This window comes from Mucilaginibacter sp. UYNi724 (assembly GCF_054057495.1).
This window is the reverse complement of record NZ_JBSRZI010000001.1, coordinates 365,327-381,449: the sequence shown is the minus strand read 5'-3', so window position 1 is coordinate 381,449 and position 16,123 is coordinate 365,327. Positions and strand designations below refer to the sequence as shown.

At 42.9% G+C, this 16,123-nt stretch carries 19 protein-coding genes; 9 read left to right on the top strand and 10 right to left on the bottom strand.

Features of this window, described 5'->3' with window-relative positions:
• The first annotated feature begins 74 nt into the window (after positions 1-74).
• The 6 genes from ACVW0P_RS01665 (at position 75) to ACVW0P_RS01640 (ending at position 6,272) form a co-directional block, all read left to right on the top strand.
• On the top strand, positions 75-656 hold the full coding sequence (locus ACVW0P_RS01665; protein WP_457130537.1) for a YciE/YciF ferroxidase family protein: 582 nt from the start codon (positions 75-77) through the stop codon (positions 654-656).
• Between the two features lie 253 nt (positions 657-909).
• Positions 910-1,371: a ferritin-like domain-containing protein gene (locus ACVW0P_RS01660; RefSeq protein ID WP_354427914.1), complete on the top strand. Its 462-nt coding sequence runs from the start codon at positions 910-912 to the stop codon at positions 1,369-1,371.
• Positions 1,372-1,527: 156 nt separating this feature from the next.
• A complete protein-coding gene (locus tag ACVW0P_RS01655) occupies positions 1,528-2,262 on the top strand; it encodes an acyl-CoA desaturase (protein ID WP_457130536.1) in 735 nt (244 codons plus the stop codon).
• A gap of 360 nt (positions 2,263-2,622) precedes the next feature.
• On the top strand, positions 2,623-3,879 hold the full coding sequence (locus ACVW0P_RS01650; RefSeq protein ID WP_457130535.1) for a pyridoxal phosphate-dependent aminotransferase: 1,257 nt from the start codon (positions 2,623-2,625) through the stop codon (positions 3,877-3,879).
• A 69-nt stretch (positions 3,880-3,948) separates the two neighbouring features.
• Entirely contained in the window at positions 3,949-4,659 is a 711-nt protein-coding gene (locus tag ACVW0P_RS01645) for an SAM-dependent methyltransferase (protein ID WP_457130534.1), read from the top strand.
• A gap of 8 nt (positions 4,660-4,667) precedes the next feature.
• On the top strand, positions 4,668-6,272 hold the full coding sequence (locus ACVW0P_RS01640; RefSeq protein ID WP_457130533.1) for an FAD-dependent oxidoreductase: 1,605 nt from the start codon (positions 4,668-4,670) through the stop codon (positions 6,270-6,272).
• A gap of 50 nt (positions 6,273-6,322) precedes the next feature.
• On the opposite strand, the gene ACVW0P_RS01635 is transcribed toward ACVW0P_RS01640, so the two are convergent.
• From ACVW0P_RS01635 to ACVW0P_RS01605, 7 genes are all read right to left on the bottom strand, one after another.
• Positions 6,323-6,970 (bottom strand): hypothetical protein, encoded by a 648-nt coding sequence (locus ACVW0P_RS01635; protein WP_457130532.1) that lies wholly within the window; start codon positions 6,968-6,970, stop codon positions 6,323-6,325.
• Positions 6,971-7,041: 71 nt separating this feature from the next.
• Positions 7,042-7,641 (bottom strand): tRNA isopentenyl-2-thiomethyl-A-37 hydroxylase MiaE, encoded by a 600-nt coding sequence (miaE, locus tag ACVW0P_RS01630; RefSeq protein ID WP_457130531.1) that lies wholly within the window; start codon positions 7,639-7,641, stop codon positions 7,042-7,044.
• Between the two features lie 40 nt (positions 7,642-7,681).
• A complete protein-coding gene (locus ACVW0P_RS01625; protein WP_457130530.1) occupies positions 7,682-7,996 on the bottom strand; it encodes a type II toxin-antitoxin system RelE/ParE family toxin in 315 nt (104 codons plus the stop codon).
• Positions 7,987-8,220 carry a hypothetical protein gene (locus ACVW0P_RS01620; protein ID WP_457130529.1) on the bottom strand — a complete coding sequence of 78 codons (234 nt, stop codon included), beginning with the start codon at positions 8,218-8,220 and terminating at the stop codon, positions 7,987-7,989. Before ACVW0P_RS01620 ends, ACVW0P_RS01625 begins: the two co-directional genes overlap by 10 nt.
• Entirely contained in the window at positions 8,195-8,767 is a 573-nt protein-coding gene (gene nadD, locus ACVW0P_RS01615; protein ID WP_457130528.1) for a nicotinate (nicotinamide) nucleotide adenylyltransferase, read from the bottom strand. Before nadD ends, ACVW0P_RS01620 begins: the two co-directional genes overlap by 26 nt.
• Positions 8,768-8,884: 117 nt before the next feature.
• Complete coding sequence (gmk, locus tag ACVW0P_RS01610; protein WP_457130527.1) at positions 8,885-9,457, bottom strand: guanylate kinase; 573 nt, start codon at positions 9,455-9,457, stop codon at positions 8,885-8,887.
• Between the two features lie 71 nt (positions 9,458-9,528).
• On the bottom strand, positions 9,529-10,404 hold the full coding sequence (locus tag ACVW0P_RS01605) for a YicC/YloC family endoribonuclease (RefSeq protein WP_457130526.1): 876 nt from the start codon (positions 10,402-10,404) through the stop codon (positions 9,529-9,531).
• A gap of 225 nt (positions 10,405-10,629) precedes the next feature.
• Between ACVW0P_RS01605 and ACVW0P_RS01600 the strand changes: the two genes are divergently transcribed.
• The gene (locus ACVW0P_RS01600; RefSeq protein WP_457130525.1) at positions 10,630-11,361 is read left to right on the top strand and encodes a hypothetical protein; all 732 of its coding nucleotides are present in this window, start codon (positions 10,630-10,632) and stop codon (positions 11,359-11,361) included.
• Between the two features lie 68 nt (positions 11,362-11,429).
• Here the strand turns inward: ACVW0P_RS01600 and rnc are convergent, their stop codons facing one another.
• The 3 genes from rnc to ACVW0P_RS01585 are packed head-to-tail and all read right to left on the bottom strand — an operon-like array spanning position 11,430 to position 13,683.
• On the bottom strand, positions 11,430-12,155 hold the full coding sequence (gene rnc / locus ACVW0P_RS01595; RefSeq protein ID WP_457130524.1) for a ribonuclease III: 726 nt from the start codon (positions 12,153-12,155) through the stop codon (positions 11,430-11,432).
• A gap of 10 nt (positions 12,156-12,165) precedes the next feature.
• Complete coding sequence (gene fabF / locus ACVW0P_RS01590) at positions 12,166-13,419, bottom strand: beta-ketoacyl-ACP synthase II (RefSeq protein ID WP_457130523.1); 1,254 nt, start codon at positions 13,417-13,419, stop codon at positions 12,166-12,168.
• 24 nt (positions 13,420-13,443) lie between these two features.
• Positions 13,444-13,683: an acyl carrier protein gene (locus ACVW0P_RS01585; RefSeq protein WP_354427946.1), complete on the bottom strand. Its 240-nt coding sequence runs from the start codon at positions 13,681-13,683 to the stop codon at positions 13,444-13,446.
• Positions 13,684-14,200: 517 nt separating this feature from the next.
• Between ACVW0P_RS01585 and ACVW0P_RS01580 the strand changes: the two genes are divergently transcribed.
• Positions 14,201-14,620 carry an IPExxxVDY family protein gene (locus ACVW0P_RS01580; RefSeq protein WP_457130522.1) on the top strand — a complete coding sequence of 140 codons (420 nt, stop codon included), beginning with the start codon at positions 14,201-14,203 and terminating at the stop codon, positions 14,618-14,620.
• Positions 14,621-14,684: 64 nt separating this feature from the next.
• Complete coding sequence (pyk, locus tag ACVW0P_RS01575) at positions 14,685-16,121, top strand: pyruvate kinase (RefSeq protein ID WP_354427950.1); 1,437 nt, start codon at positions 14,685-14,687, stop codon at positions 16,119-16,121.
• The last annotated feature ends 2 nt before the right edge of the window (positions 16,122-16,123 follow it).

The following is a 16,123-nucleotide window of genomic DNA, read 5'->3' as shown; positions in this document are numbered from 1 at the left end:
AATAAATTATCTTATTACTAAAACTTTATACCAGATATACGTGTTCATCAATTACACAAATTAAACATTTATATATGGCAACTACTAAAACAGCACCTGCAAAAAATGCAACTGCTACGAAAACACCTAAGGCACCCGAAACAACCGAGAATGTTGCAGAGTCGGCCCTAAACGAATTGTTTCTTGACGAATTGAAAGATATTTATTGGGCCGAGAAACATTTGGTAAAAGCCTTGCCTAAAATGGCAAAAGCCGCTACATCTGATGAATTGCGTAACGCTATCCAAACCCACATCACCGAAACCGAAGGCCAGATAACCCGCTTGGAAGACGCATTTGCATCTATCGGCGAAAAAGCAGTGGCCGTAAAGTGCGAAGCGATGGCCGGCTTGTTGAAAGAAGCAGATGAGATTGTTTCTGAAACCGAAAAGGGATCGTTAACGCGTGACGCGGGAATTATTTCTGCCGCGCAAAAGGTAGAGCATTACGAAATTGCATCGTACGGTACTTTACGCACCCTGGCAACAACTTTGGGTTATACCGAAGCTGCCGAACTTTTAGAGGCTACTTTAAAAGAAGAAAAAAATTGCGATAGCCTGCTTACACAAATTGCTGAGGCCGGCATTAATGACTCTGCCAAAAGCGAAAAAGAATAATAAAAGTAACACTATAACTAACTAAACTGAAAGAGGCTGCCTGCAAGGGCGGTCTTTTTTATTTTTATCAGTTTGTATTGGTTTATAAGCAGTAAGCCACCGCCGGGATTTTTGTATTGTGCTATGTTTTAAAGCTTAACTTTCAAAGATATTAACCTTTGGGTATAAGTATTTTGATAAATTATTTAATTACAAATTAAACTTGGCATGGTGGTTGCACTGGTAGTACTAAACAAATTAGAAAACAACTACCATGGAAACTACCTCAGAAAAATCAGTAGAAGTATTAAACGACTTAATAGAAATCAATAACGATCGTATAGACGGTTTTGACCGTGCGTCAAAAGATTTGGGCGAAGCGGATGCTGATCTTAAAGCTATATTTGAAAAATTTGCCAGCGACAGTCGCACGAATGTGCAGGAACTTAGCGCAGCAGTAGGCCAGGCAGGTGGCGAGGTTGAAACAGGTAACACTGCAACCGGAACCATTCATCGTGCATGGATAGATATTAAAGCTACATTCAGCGGCCACGACCGTAAAAGTATTTTAGAAGAGTGCGAACGCGGCGAGGATGCTATTAAAAAAGCATACAGAGATGCTTTATCAGAAGAGAATGGTTTAGCGCCGCAATTTGCCACTGTTATTGCACAGCAGCAACAGGCCATCAACGAAGGCCACGATAGTATCAAGGCATTAAGAGATGCTCAGGTATAAGCTTAATCAAGTTTATTTTAAAAGCCGCCCGCTATAAATCGGGTGGCTTTTTTGTAATAAATGGATTTCTTAACACTAATTTTAAATCCCTAATACGGTTTTAATCGTATATTTGTAATCGTTATAAATAATACATCCACAATAATTCTATTTTCTGTGATCATATTAATTTTCTTCTTAGGGCACTGGTTTCTGTCGCTGTTCTTTCAAACATTTTTCCTGCACAGATATGCCTCTCATAAAATGTTTACTACCAATAAATTTTTTGAGCGTACGTTTTACATCATGACCTACATTTTCCAGGGTTCGTCGTATTTAAACCCGCGTGCATACGCAATTATGCATCGCGAACACCACGCTTACAGTGATACCGAAAAAGATCCCCACTCTCCGCACTTCTTTAAAGACGTGTTCCAGATGATGTACTACACGGCTATCAGCTACCGCAAACACGAGAAAAGGTTACATGAGCCTGAAGAACGCTTCAAGGGAAACTACCCGGAATGGAAATTTATAGATTACGTAGGTTCATCTATTGTATCGCGTATTATATTCGGCTTGTTATACATCGCTTTTTATGTAGCATTTGCTACACAATGGTGGATGTATTTATTGATTCCTATCCACCTTATTATGGGCCCGTTGCACGGCGCTATTGTAAACTGGTGCGGCCACAAATACGGTTATTCAAACTTCGATAACAACGATAAATCAAAAAATACAACCCCGTTCGATTTCCTGATGCTTGGCGAGTTGTTCCAGAACAATCATCACAAGCGCCCAAATAGTGCCAATTTTGGTGCTAAATGGTTCGAGATAGACCCTGTTTATCCGATCATGAAACTGATGCATTGGGCAAGGATAATCAGGCTGAGAAAAGCATACTTGTAAATGAGTTAAACATAAATGGAAAGGCGAAAAGTGATAACTTTTCGCCTTTTTTGTGGCCTCTCCCCGGCCGTATCTGATAAAGATTGACATAACACTTCATTAACATAATAAAGTCTCCCCTAACGGGTAGATCCGATAGCTATCGGATTAGAGGGAGCTTTTCTTTTAACTCAACTGCATTTCATTTTTTACCCTCTTTGCGTAGCAGAGAGGGTCGACAAGCGAAGCGATGTCGGGGTGAGTCGACCTATTAAAGCGACAAACATAGTGCGTTTTACAAAACTTCAATTAACCTTTCGCCTTTAACCTTTTACCTTTCCCCGCAATAACCCTATCTTTGCCTTTCGTAAAAATCTACAAATGAAAGTATCAGTATTAGCGCAAAATTTAAGCGGGTCCGAGATCATCAAGATAGCGGGAGAAATTAACGAGTTGAAAAAACAGGGACAAAACATTGCCAACCTAACCATTGGCGATTTCGATTCTAATATTTACCCTATTCCGGCTGAGCTTAAAGACGGTATTATTGATGCTTATAACCATAATCAAACTAACTATCCGCCTGCAGATGGTATGCTGAACCTACGCGAAAGCGTATCCGCATTCTTAAAAAACAGGATGGGTTTGGAGTACGCCGCTAACCAGATCCTGATCTCGGGTGGTTCGCGCCCGCTGATCTATTCTGCATACCTTGCTCTTGTTGATCCGGGCGATAAAGTGGTTTTCCCTACACCATCATGGAACAACAACCATTATTGTGACCTAACAGGTGCTGAAGCTATTTTGGTAGAAACCCGCCCCGAAAACAATTTTATGCCTACGGCAGATGATATTGCACCGCACTTAAAAGGCGCGACGATGCTGGCACTATGTTCGCCGTTAAACCCTACAGGTACTATGTTTGGTAAGAAAGACCTGGAAGAAATTTGCGACCTGGTAATTGCCGAAAACAAAAGCCGTAACGCGGATGAGAAACCGTTGTATTTACTATACGATCAGATCTATTCGCAATTAACCTTTGGCGAACACAAACATTACGACCCGGTAACCTTGCGCCCCGAGCTGAAGGACTACACCGTGTTTGTAGACGGGGGCTCTAAATGTTTTGCCGCGACAGGTGTACGTGTAGGCTGGGGCTTTGGCCCAACCGGAATTGTAAGCAACATGAAAGCCATTGTTGGCCACATGGGTGCATGGTCTCCTAAGGCGGAGCAGGTTGCCATGGCTGAATATCTGGAGAATGAGACCTACGTAAACACCTACCTTGAGAAACTTAAAAGTGACATCCGGGCCAGTCTGACTACTTTGCACGAAGGCTTCCAGGCGTTAAAGGCTGATGGCTTTTCGGTTGATTCAATTGAACCGATGGGCGCCATTTACCTGACCATCAAAATAGATTACACAGGCAAAACCACCCCGGAAGGGCAGGTGCTAAAGAATAGTGCCGATGTGAATTTTTACCTGATCAAAGAAGCTAAGGTTGCCTTTGTTCCCTTCTCGGCCTTTGGTACCGATGATGATGTTACCTGGTTCAGGGCATCGGTTGGTGCAAGCACCTTGGAAGATATCCAACAATTGATACCACGCATCCGCGAAGCGCTTGCGAAATTGAAATAACAAATAATGCAGTTTTCTTAAAGTCTTCCCTTTCGGGGAAGATTTAGAGGGGGCTATAAAGATAATACTATGCCTTACGGAACCCTTTATTTAGTACCTGTACCACTTGCAGATGAGGCCGCGGCCCAATCGTTTACCCCCTATCTGGTTGATACCATTAACAGCGTAAAGGAATATATTGTAGAGAACGAGAAAACCGCGCGTCGATTTTTAAAACTGGCCGGTTTAAAAACCCCGCAAAGCGAATTGGTAATTCATGATTATGGTAAGCATAACCGCGATGCCGGCCTAAAGGAGTTTTTTAAAGGATTGATTGCCGGTAACGATGTTGGCCTGATGAGTGAAGCGGGTTGCCCCGGCATTGCCGACCCCGGTGCTGATATTGTTGCCGAGGCACATAAAAAAGGCATCAAGGTTGTGCCGTTAGTTGGCCCAAGTTCGATATTACTGGCGCTGATGGCATCGGGTTTTAACGGCCAAAGTTTTACGTTTAACGGTTACTTGCCTATAGATAAAATTGAGCGCAGCAAACGCATCAAAGAACTGGAAAGCCTTGCCGAAAAGAACAAGCAAACACAAATGTTTATCGAAACCCCTTTCCGTAACGATAGCATGTTGCAGGAGGTTTTAAAAAGCTGCAAACCTACAACCCGCCTTTGTATTGCCTGCGACATTACCGCCCCTACCGAATTTATTAAAACCATGCCAATAAGCGAGTGGCTAAAACAAGTGCCTGACCTGCGCAAGCGCCCGGCCATATTCCTGTTATTCCATGCCTAAAAAATGAAATGATAGCCTTGCCGCAACATACCAACGTATTGATAGTAGGCGCCGGGCCCTCGGGCCTGATGATGGCTGCCCAGTTACTGCGAAACGGGGTGCAGCCAATTATTATCGATATCAAAAAAGGGCCTACCAATCAATCGAAAGCGTTGGCGGTACAAGCCCGTTCGCTGGAGATCTACAGGCAGTTGGGTGTTGTAGATAAAGTGATAAGCGGCGGTAAACAAGCCGCCGGCTTGGCTTTTAACATGGGTGGAAAACAACTGGCGGCTATAACGTTGAGGGATATGGGTGATACCCAAACGCTTTATCCGTTCATTCACCTGTATCAACAAAGTAAAAATGAGCGCACGTTGCTGGAGTATTTAACTACCGCCTGCTGCCCCGTTTACTGGGAAACTACGCTCATCAGCCTAAAGCAAAATATAGATAATACCGAAGTTACGCTTCAAAACGGCGATACCACGCGCAGCCTTACCTGCAATTATGTGGTTGGTGCCGATGGTGCGCACAGTGTAGTACGTAAACAATTGGCTATCCCATTTAACGGCGATACCTATCAGCATAAGTTTTTCCTGGCGGATGTTAGGCTGGCAAGTGAAATGCAGGATGATATCCTGAGCATGTATCTCGCTAAAAATAGTTTCGCCGCATTTTTCCCCATGCCCGAAGAGCGGTCGTTCAGGATAGTTGCCAGCCTGCCGGATGGTTTAGAAAGCAAAGAAGAACTGAATATTGAGGATGTATTACCCGAACTGAAAGCTACCACTGCCAAGAATATTGAACTAGAGCAGGTAAACTGGCTAACCATTTACAAATTGCACCACCGCATGGCCGATAGGTTTAGCGATGAGCGTTGTTTTTTAATTGGCGATGCCGCGCATATCCACTCGCCGGTTGGCGGGCAGGGCATGAACACCGGTTTGCAGGACGCGTACAACCTGGGCTGGAAACTGGCCGCTGCAGTGAACGGGCAAATAGAAGAAACTATTTTGAGCAGCTACGCCATGGAACGGATGCCCGTAGCTAAAGACCTGCTTAACACTACCGACCGTATTTTTAACGTAATCACCTCCCGCACCTGGTTTAGCGGATTACTTAAACGATACGTAGTGCCCAGTGTGCTTAAACTATTCTGGAAGAACAAAAAACCGCGCGAATACTTTTTTAGCCGTATATCTCAAACCGGCATTAGCTATCGCGATAGCAAAATAAACCTGCAACTTAGCCGCGATACCAAAATAAAAGCCGGCGACCGCCTGCCATACCTCAAAATTTTTGACGAAAAGAAAAAGACGGAAACCGATACCCATGCATGGTGTAGCAAGCCGGGCTTTACGCTCATTACCCTTGGCGAGATCAAGGAAGATTACCTGTTTACCCTTGCCAAATGGATAACCCAAGGACACCACGGTAGCATCAATTTTTTCCACCTGCCGCCATCAAATACCAATTGGCACGTGTTCGACGCCTTTGAGGTAAAAGCCGGCATGCGCAAAGCCCTTATCATTCGCCCCGATCTGCATATAGGTTATATGAATGACCTGGTGGATATCGAAATGATGAATAACTACTTGTATAACGTGGTAGGTTTTATCGCCCCGAAATAAAACCCGACTCTACTTCCACAGTCGGGCTAAACATACTAAACATAAAGTTTTCAGGATGCCATCAGGTAGTTTACGCTTGATGCAAACAGGCTAACATCTAAAGGTTTTACAAACAGGGCTTCACATTTGTAGGCGTCGTCGATGGTCTTTTTGGTTTTATAAGCGGTAACAACTATAAGCGGGACGCCTCGCATTTCGGCGTCTTCTTTAAAATCGCGGCATATTAGTGCACACTCGTCATTTAGTAAAAGGTAATCCAATATTACAAGGTCGGGCTTAAGTGCTTGCATGGCGCTATTTGGTGATTGTCCATTAAGACCTAAATTATCACCGGGAGGAGGCCTAAATTGTTGGCGGCCCTGCTGCTGTTGCATATCCATATTACTACGCCAGCCTTCGCTGTTGCGTAATAATCTTTCAAAGGGTTTTAAAAAATACAAAGCACTTAGTAAGCATACGCAAATAATAGCATAACCAACATATCTTTTCTTTAGAAAAAACAGGGGGAACATGAGCGAACTATTCAGATAGAATATAGATACGTATGTTAAGCAGAATAACCAATAATATGGTGATGCGAGCAAAACTAATATACTGGAGCTTTCACTGCGCCCGTTTACAAAAAGCAATGGCAACGCCATAAACAACAGCCAGCAGGCAAGATGGATAATTACCGAAAAGGTTTTTAAACGTAACATGTTCAAAGTAAGTACTAATTGAGCTGTAAGTTACGCAATGTGTCGGTAAGCGGGTGTTTTGTATGGATGAATTACCCGTGGATGGTTTCGCCCTTGCCGTAATTTTGGATCACTTGGGCCTCGTATGCTAAAAATTCTGTCCAGCGGGCATCTACATCAACTTCTACCGCGTGTTTGCGCGCAAGCCTTAAAAACATGGCGTAGTGGGTAGCCTCGCTTATCATCAGCTCGTGGTAAAAAACCGATAGCTCTTCGTCATTAATGTTTTCTGACAGTACCTTGAAACGTTCGCAGCTGCGGGCCTCGATCATGGCCGATAAAAGCAGCCGATCTATCAGTTGTTGTTCACGGCCGCCGCCAACTATCATGTATTTACGCAATTCGTTCACGTAATTATCGCGGCGTTCTTTACCAAGTACAAAGCCACGCTTCAGCATAATATCGTGCACCAGTTTAAAGTGCTCCATCTCCTCTTGTGCCAGTGCGATCATGTCCTGCACTACATCGCTCAGGTTCGGGTTTTGGATAATAAGGGTGATAGCATTAGTAGCCGCCTTTTGCTCGCAATAGGCGTGGTCGGTTAGTAGTTCTTCAATATTGCTTTCTACCACGTTTTTCACCCAAAGCGGGTCGGTAGGCAGTTGAAGTTTAAGGATGGTTTTGTCGCTCACAGGGGCAAAGATAGGGTGTTGGAATTGAAAGGCGAAAGACTTATTCGTCAGATTTAAATGCCGGGTTGTTACTTATGTGGCGTGAATGATGGTGAATGGATAAGATAACAATTTGTTTGTTAGGCTCAATATCATAAATGACCCTGTAGTTTTTAAAAATCAATTCCCGGGTAAGGTCATTATCTGCCTTTTCAAATTTCTTACCGATGAATGAATTGATTTTAAGGCCTCTTATAGCGGCCCTTATTTCCTTAACCTCTTTTTGAGCATAGTAAAATGAGTCTCTTCTAATATATTTATAAATTTGATTTAAGTCGTGTTTGGCAATAAATGAATAAACAATAATCAGTCCCACTTGTCAACTTCAGTGTCTAATTCCTCTTCGGTTAAAAACTCTCCATTTTGCACTTGTTTACGTGCGATTTCTATTTTTTGCAAGAGGATAATTTCCCCTACCAAATCATCCACCGAAAATGTGTCCGGCATATGGTCAATAAGTTCTTTTACTTTATTCTTAGTTAGCATGGCAAATCCTTTTTTTAAATATACGATTTTACCTGTACAAGCTTTTACTCTCAATAAATTTTAAAACAGCGTCGGGCACAAAATATTGTATGTTCTTTTTCTCGGCGATGGATTTACGGATAAATGTAGCCGAAAGCTCCATTTGCGGCGTCATGGTGATGGTAACGGCCGGGTGCGATGCCAGTTCGGCGTTTTCATAGCCGGGGCGGGGGTAAACAAAGATCTGGTAGTCGCGCAATATGAGGCGATAGTTTTTCCACTTATGCAGGGTAACCAGGTTATCTGACCCCATGATGAGCGCGAACTCGTGCTCCGGGTATTTTTCTTTTAGATGAGTAAGGGTGTCAATGGTATATGATGGCTGCGGCAGTTTAAGTTCCACATCGCTTACGGCTATGTTAGTCGCGTTATCGGTAGCCAGTTTTGCCATCTCCAACCTGTCGTAGGTGTTAATGAGGTCGCCGTATTTTTTTAGCGGGTTTTGGGGCGATACCACCAACCATACCTTATCCAGCGCTGTATGGTTAGCCATGTAGTTGGCAATAATTAAATGCCCAATATGTATTGGATTAAACGAACCGAATAGTAAGCCTATTTTCATTCTTGTTCATGGTTAATAGTTTGTGGATCATAGCACGCAGGGTGCGCAATATGGACAAATACACTTCGGTTTGCTATCAGGAACACCGGGTAAAGGCTATGAACAATGAACCATTACCTATGAACCAATAAAGTTGGTCACCAACTCCTTCGCTTCTTTGCAAGCCGTTTCAAGTTCGTAATTTTTTAGGATAATATCAAATTGAGGGGCGTAATTAAGCTCTTTTTCTGCTTTTGCAAAGCGTTCCTGTAGCTTTTCGTGGCTATCAGTACCGCGGCCGGCAAGGCGTTCCTTTAAAACCTCTAACGATGGCGGCTGAACGAAAATAGCAAGCGCCTGCTCTTTATACTTACGTTTTAAGTGCATACCACCCTCAACATCAATATCAAAAATTACGGTTTTTCCTTTGGCCCAAATGCGCTCTATCTCGGTACGCAGGGTGCCATAAAACGTGCCTGTATAAACTTCCTCAAACTCTACAAATTGCTTTTTGGCAATACGGTGGGTAAACTCGGCAAGGCTGATAAAATAGTAATCCTGTCCATCAACCTCTTCGCCACGTGCAGGCCTGGTAGTTGCCGAAATAGAGAACTCCAGTTCGGGCAATTCGCCAAGCAAATGGTGCACAATTGTCGTTTTACCTGCACCAGACGGGGCCGAAAATATGATGAGTTTACCTTGTGGGGTCATTAGTTAATAGTTCATGGTTTATAGTGGTATAGTTCAGGTGTTGCCATTAACTATGAACCATCAGCTATAAACTATAGTACATTTAGTAATTGTTCTTTGATTTTCTCAAGCTCTTCCTTCATACCTACTACCAATTTTTGCATGTTGGCGTCGTTTGCTTTCGAACCCAGGGTGTTTATTTCGCGGCCTATCTCCTGCGATATAAAACCAAGTTTTTTACCGTTTGCATCAGCGTTTTTCAAAGTTTCGATGAAATAGTCGCAGTGTGCCTTAAGGCGGGTTTTCTCTTCGGTAATGTCAAGCTTATCTATGTAATAGATCAGTTCCTGCTCAAAGCGGTTTTTGTCGATACTTTCGGCACCAACGGCTTCGCTTAAAAATTGGTTCAGGCGCTCGCGGATGGCGGGGACGCGTTTTGGCTCTTCAACCTCAACAAGCTCCAGGTTTTTTAAGATAATGCCGATGCGCATTTTAACATCAGCCTCTAAAACATTACCCTCATCGCTCCTAAATGTCTGAAAGTTGGCCATAGCCTGCTGAAAAGTTTTTTCAACCAGTTTCCATTCGTCTTCAGACACGGTATCTTCTTCGTACTTAACCACCTCGGGCAAACCCAGGGCCAGTTGCAGTAAATTACCGCCTTGTTCGTTAAGTTCGTCGCTTACGCTTTTTAGCTGGTTGTAGTAATGCTTAAGCAGCTCGCGGTCGATACCGGCTGCTTTTACGTTTGAGGTTGCCTGCTCTGTGTTGATAGAAAGGTTCACCTTGCCACGGTCTATCTGCTTGCTGCAGTCGTTACGTAATTGAAACTCTTTTTCGGAGAAGATCTTAGGTAAACGCAGGGATAGTTCAAGAAATTTACTGTTAAGAGATTTTATCTCAACGGTATATTTTGTTTTGCCCGAGTCGTAGCTGGCAATTCCATACCCTGTCATGGATTTTATCATGTGCAAAGATAATATTTTAGTCGGAAAGTTAGAAAAGATGGAAAGTCTGGAAGTCAGAAAAGTCCGCAAGACGGGATTTGCTATGCAACAAAGTAAGCTACTATGCTATTTCATCTTACGGACTTCCCAGACTTTCGGACATCCCAACTAAAACTAACTTTAACACTTTTTCACACTTTGGCAGCTATACATTTTATAAGTTTGCAGCGTTAAATAAATATGCCCTTGAAGTTTTTAATAGCCTGCACTATAAATCTGTTTTGCTTTACCTTCCTTGCTTCGGCACAACAGATTGCTATTAAGGGGGCTATATTTAAACGAATCTCGTCCGACAGGCTTAACGCCGTTTACATCATGAACATGAAAACCAACAAAGCCATTTATTGTGATAACCTTGGGGGGTTTAGCATTGATGCTACGGTTGGCGATACTTTATTATTTACCAAAACAGGCTATACCCCGCAAAAGCAACAAGCATCAAGCTACGGCATGGTAGTTTATATGCAGCCCGAAGTGCAGCTGAACGAGGTACGTATTGTTGGGCAAACCAAAAAGCAAGAACTGAGCGAGGTGATGGGTGTTTATCGTAGTAAAGGTTTATATTTTGATGGCAAACCGCCGGCAACCATTTTTTTGCCTATTGGCGGCTCTCCGCTTACAGGGTTAAGAGAATTGTTTAGTAAGGATGCTAAAAATTTAAGACGTTTCGCGGCCTTTAGTAAACGGGAGGTAGAAGCTACCGAGGTTGACCGCCGTTATAACAAACCTTTGGTTATGCGCGCAACCGGTTTAACCAATGGCGACAGCACAACCGTGCGCAAATTTATGGAATACTATCGCCCGTCATTTGAAGACCTTAAAACCTGGGGGGACTACGACCTCATCAAAAAAATTAAGGCACAATACGAATACTTCCAAAAAAGCGGGGGCAAGGATAGTTTGCAGAAATTATATTAAGGTTGGGAGTACTCGATTAAGTATATTGGTGAGTAGCTCGAATTCTTAAATCGAATATCCGAAATAAACTATATCCCCAATGCAGCGCAAGCTTTCTCGGCCGCGAGTTTTTCAGCATTTTTCTTGCTGAACTCTTTGCCGGATCCCATTATTTCGCCGTCTACACTGGCTTGTACGGTGAAAAGCTTGGTGCTTTCGCCTTCCTGGTTTTCGGTTACATCAAAGCTGATGTCTTTACCGTGGCGCTGGCACCATTCAATCAATTTACTCTTGAAATTAGTTTCGGTTTGCTCCAGCGTGTGGATGTCTATGTGCGATTTAATGATGTGGTTCACCAAAAAGTTTCGGGTAAAATCGTAGCCTTTATCCAGGTAAACGGCACCTATCAGTGCTTCAAAAGCATCGCCCAAAAGGGAACCCTGCCTGCCCGAGTTTAATATTTTGGTATCAAACTCGATCAGTTTATCAAAACCCAGCTTGCGTGCAAGTTGGTTAAGGTTATTGCGGCTTACAATTTTAGATCGCAACTCGGTTAAAAAGCCTTCGTCCTCGTAGGGGTAAAGCTTAAAAAGTACTTCGGCAACTACGCTGCCTAACACGGCATCGCCCAAAAATTCTAAACGTTCGTTACTATTTTTTACACCCTTGCGGATGTTTTGCGCTACCGATTTATGGCGAAATGCCAACTTGTATAACGACAAATTGCCCGGTACAAAACCGAGCAAATTTTTTAAAACCTTAACGTATTTTCTATTTGGCGAAAGGTATAGCTTATAAAAACGGCTTAATGGCATCCAGGCGAAATTATTGCTGGTATTTTTTAAATATAACTGAAGCATTGTGGCCGCCAAAACCAAAGCCATTGCTTTGTACAATGTTTACTTCGCGTTTTTGGGCGGTGTTAAATGTAAAGTTAATTTTAGGGTCAAAGGCCGGGTCGTCGGTAAAATGGTTGATGGTTGGCGGAATAATGCCATGCTGCAACGCCAGGATAGAGGCTATTGCTTCAACAGCGCCGGCAGCACCAAGTAAATGGCCTGTCATTGATTTTGTCGAGCTGATGTTGATATTATAAATATGGTCGCCAAAAGCATCTGTAATAGCTTTTACTTCCTGCGGGTCACCAATCGGGGTTGATGTACCGTGTACGTTTACATAATCTATATCAGTCGGTTGTAAACCTGCATCTTCCAACGCAGCTCTCATCACCAGTGATGCACCTAAACCATCGGGATGTGGGGCAGTCATGTGGTAAGCATCGGCACTCATGCCACCGCCAACCATTTCGGCATAAATTTTAGCACCGCGTTTAATGGCGTGCTCCAATTCTTCCAAAATAATGGTTCCCGCGCCTTCGCCGGCAACAAAACCATCACGGTCCAGATCAAACGGGCGCGATGCAGTTGTAGGGTCTTCGTTACGGGTACTTAGGGCGTGCATAGCGTTAAAGCCGCCAATACCTGCTTCGTTAATAATAGCTTCGGACCCGCCGGTGATAAACATATTTGCTTTACCCAGGCGCAGGTAATTAAAGGCATCAATAAGCGAGTTGTTTGATGATGCACATGCGGAAACCGTGGTAAAGTTTGGCCCGCGTAAACCATATTTTATAGATATATGGCCCGGTGCAATGTCGGCTATCATTTTAGGGATAAAGAACGGGTTAAACTTGGGTGTACCATCGCCTTTGGCAAAGTTTACAACCTCATCTAAAAACGTTTTTAAACCACCTATGCCAGATCCCCAGATAACGCCAATACGACTGGTATCCAGTTTGTCGAAATCTAATCCGGCATCTTTAACAGCTTCCTCTGTAGAATATAAAGCATATTGAACAAACGGGTCAAGTTTGCGTGCCTCTTTCCGGCCCAAAAAACCTTCGGCGTCAAACCCCTTTACTTCACAGGCAAATTTAGTTTTGAATTTTTCAACATCAAAACTCTTGATAAAGGCAGCGCCGCTTACCCCATTGATGAGGCTATTCCAATATTCGGGAACAGTATTACCAATTGGAGTAAGCGCTCCAAGCCCGGTTACTACAACTCTTTTAAACTCCATTGAACAGTTTTGGGGAGCTATAAATTAAGACTTAACGTTTGCTTCTAAATAAGAAACAGCCTGGCCAACAGTGCCAATAGTTTCTGCCTGGTCATCAGGGATTGCAACGTTAAATTCTTTTTCAAACTCCATGATCAATTCCACGGTGTCTAAAGAGTCCGCACCAAGATCGTTGGTGAAGCTTGCTTCTGGTGTAACTTCACTTTCGTCAACACCCAGTTTTTCCACGATAATTGCTTTTACTCTTGAAGCGATATCAGACATAGTCTTTATAGTTTAATGATTAATAAATTCAGTGCAAAGAAAAATAAATTATGTTAAATATCAAATCTAAAAACTTTGACAATATTGAGTGAACAATTTTTTGTGGCAAAAGGTTTCAGCTTGGGTTTTTAACCGGCGTAAAAGTAATGATTTTGAGTAGAACTATTTAAGTTTAATATCTATTTTGGATTTATATTGATAAAGTTACATAATGCCCCCATATCTAATTAATTATCAATTTATTATACCGTATCTTAAAAGTGTTGGAAGGCCATGTTTTTGAAAAGATGAATGCTTTAGCGCACCTCAATACCTCGCGTTTTTCATTTGAAATGGCTATGCCTATTACTTGCCCCGCTCAAAAAATAAACCTGCTGCTATATAATTATGTATATGGTTTACAGTGGCATGCCCGCGTTAACCAGTATCGGCTACCCGTTATTTAAAAAATGTATCAACAAAATTTATGGTTAGTGCTTCCATTTTGTATTTTTACCCTTTTAAAATGTAAATGGTTTTGAACAGGAAAGTTTTAAAGTTTGAGATCGATCTGGATTTTGTGCTGATAGCAGTTACTACATCTTTAAAAGATTACCGTATTTGCTACCATATAAACAAATGTTTAAATTTTAATTTTACACGGATAGACGACCTTAAGTTGGAGGCCAATGTTAACGGCGCGCCGCTGCTGTTCTCAATGTTTCATTTTAGCTGGGAAAGCACCGAAACCGATTTCTATTTTATTGGAAATAAGGGAAGTGACGGTTATTTGGTGCCCGAAATGCGGGGGGCCGATTACTTTGTGATGATCAAAAATTACATTGATGACGACGACCTGGATAACGTACTTTCGTGCCTTAATAAGATACCCGAAATTGTTGCCGCGGTAAAGATTGATCCGAAAAAAATAAAATCACGCGAAAATCTATTATTTTAGCGGAAATTTAGATGTGTTAATTATACACAATACCAGTAATATTGCCTGAATTTAACCTGAAAATATGAAATTTTACTATAATCGTACTAAGATTGTTGCTACAATGGGCCCGGCCTGCTCAAAAAAAGAAGTGTTATTATCAATGATCCGTGCCGGTTTAAATGTGTGCCGATTGAATTTTTCGCACGGTAAACCCGAAGACCACAAGAAATTTATTGACCTTATCCGCGAGATAAACGACGAATATAAAACCAATGTAGGTATCCTTGCCGATCTGCAGGGCCCTAAGATCCGTATCGGTCTGGTTAAAGATGGCGGTATCCACCTTATTAATGGTACCCGTATCAATATCACTACCAACGAGTGTATTGGCGACGATAACCAGATCTACATTACTTACGAAACCTTCCCGCAGGATGTACAGGCTAATGAGATCATCTTGTTAGATGATGGTAAACTGCAGCTTAAAGTTATTGAGACCAACCGTAAAGACACCGTAGTGTGCGAGGTTGTGCACGGCGGTATCTTAACATCACGTAAAGGTGTTAACCTGCCAAATACAAAAGTATCTATCCCAAGCTTAACGCCGGATGACCTGGTGAACCTGCAATACGCCCTGCAATGGGATGTTGATTGGATAGGCCTTTCATTTGTACGTACCGGTCAGGATATCATCGACCTTAAACGCATCATCCGCGAGAGTGGTAAATTTGCCCGCGTAATTGCCAAGGTTGAAAAACCGGAGGCTATTGATAATATCGACGAGATCATCGCTGCTACCGACGGTGTGATGATTGCCCGTGGCGACCTTGGTGTGGAGTGCCCGCTTGAGGAAGTGCCTTTGCTGCAAAAAATGATAGCCCGTAAATGCCGCGATGCATCAAAACCGGTTATTGTTGCTACGCAGATGCTGGAATCTATGATCACTACCCCTCGCCCTACACGTGCCGAGGTTAACGACGTTGCCAACTCGGTACTTGATGGTGCTGATGCCGTGATGTTAAGCGGTGAAACATCTGTTGGTGAGTTCCCGGTTATTGTTATCGAAACTATGGCTAAGATAGTACGTAACGTGGAGGACCTTGGTTACCCGTTCAACGCATCTAAAGTTGAGAACACCGACCAAACATCTGCAAACTACCTGAGCGACGCGCTTTGTGGTTCGGCAGTTTATTTGGCAGAGCATACCCATGCAAAAGGTATCGTAAGCATGACAGTTAGTGGTTACACCGCTTTCGAAATTTCGAGCTACCGCCCTAAAGCAGGTACTTACATCTTTACATCAAGCAAGCAGTTGCTTAACGCGCTTAGCCTGGTATGGGGTGTACGTGCATTCTACTACGATAAATCTGACAGTACAGACGAAACCATAGCCGACGTGAATAATATCCTTAAAGCAGAGCAATACCTTGCCGCAGGCGATGTGGTTATCAACACCGCAGCTGTGCCAATTATTAAACAAGGCAAAACCAACATGCTTAAAGTAAGCGTTATTGAGTAAGT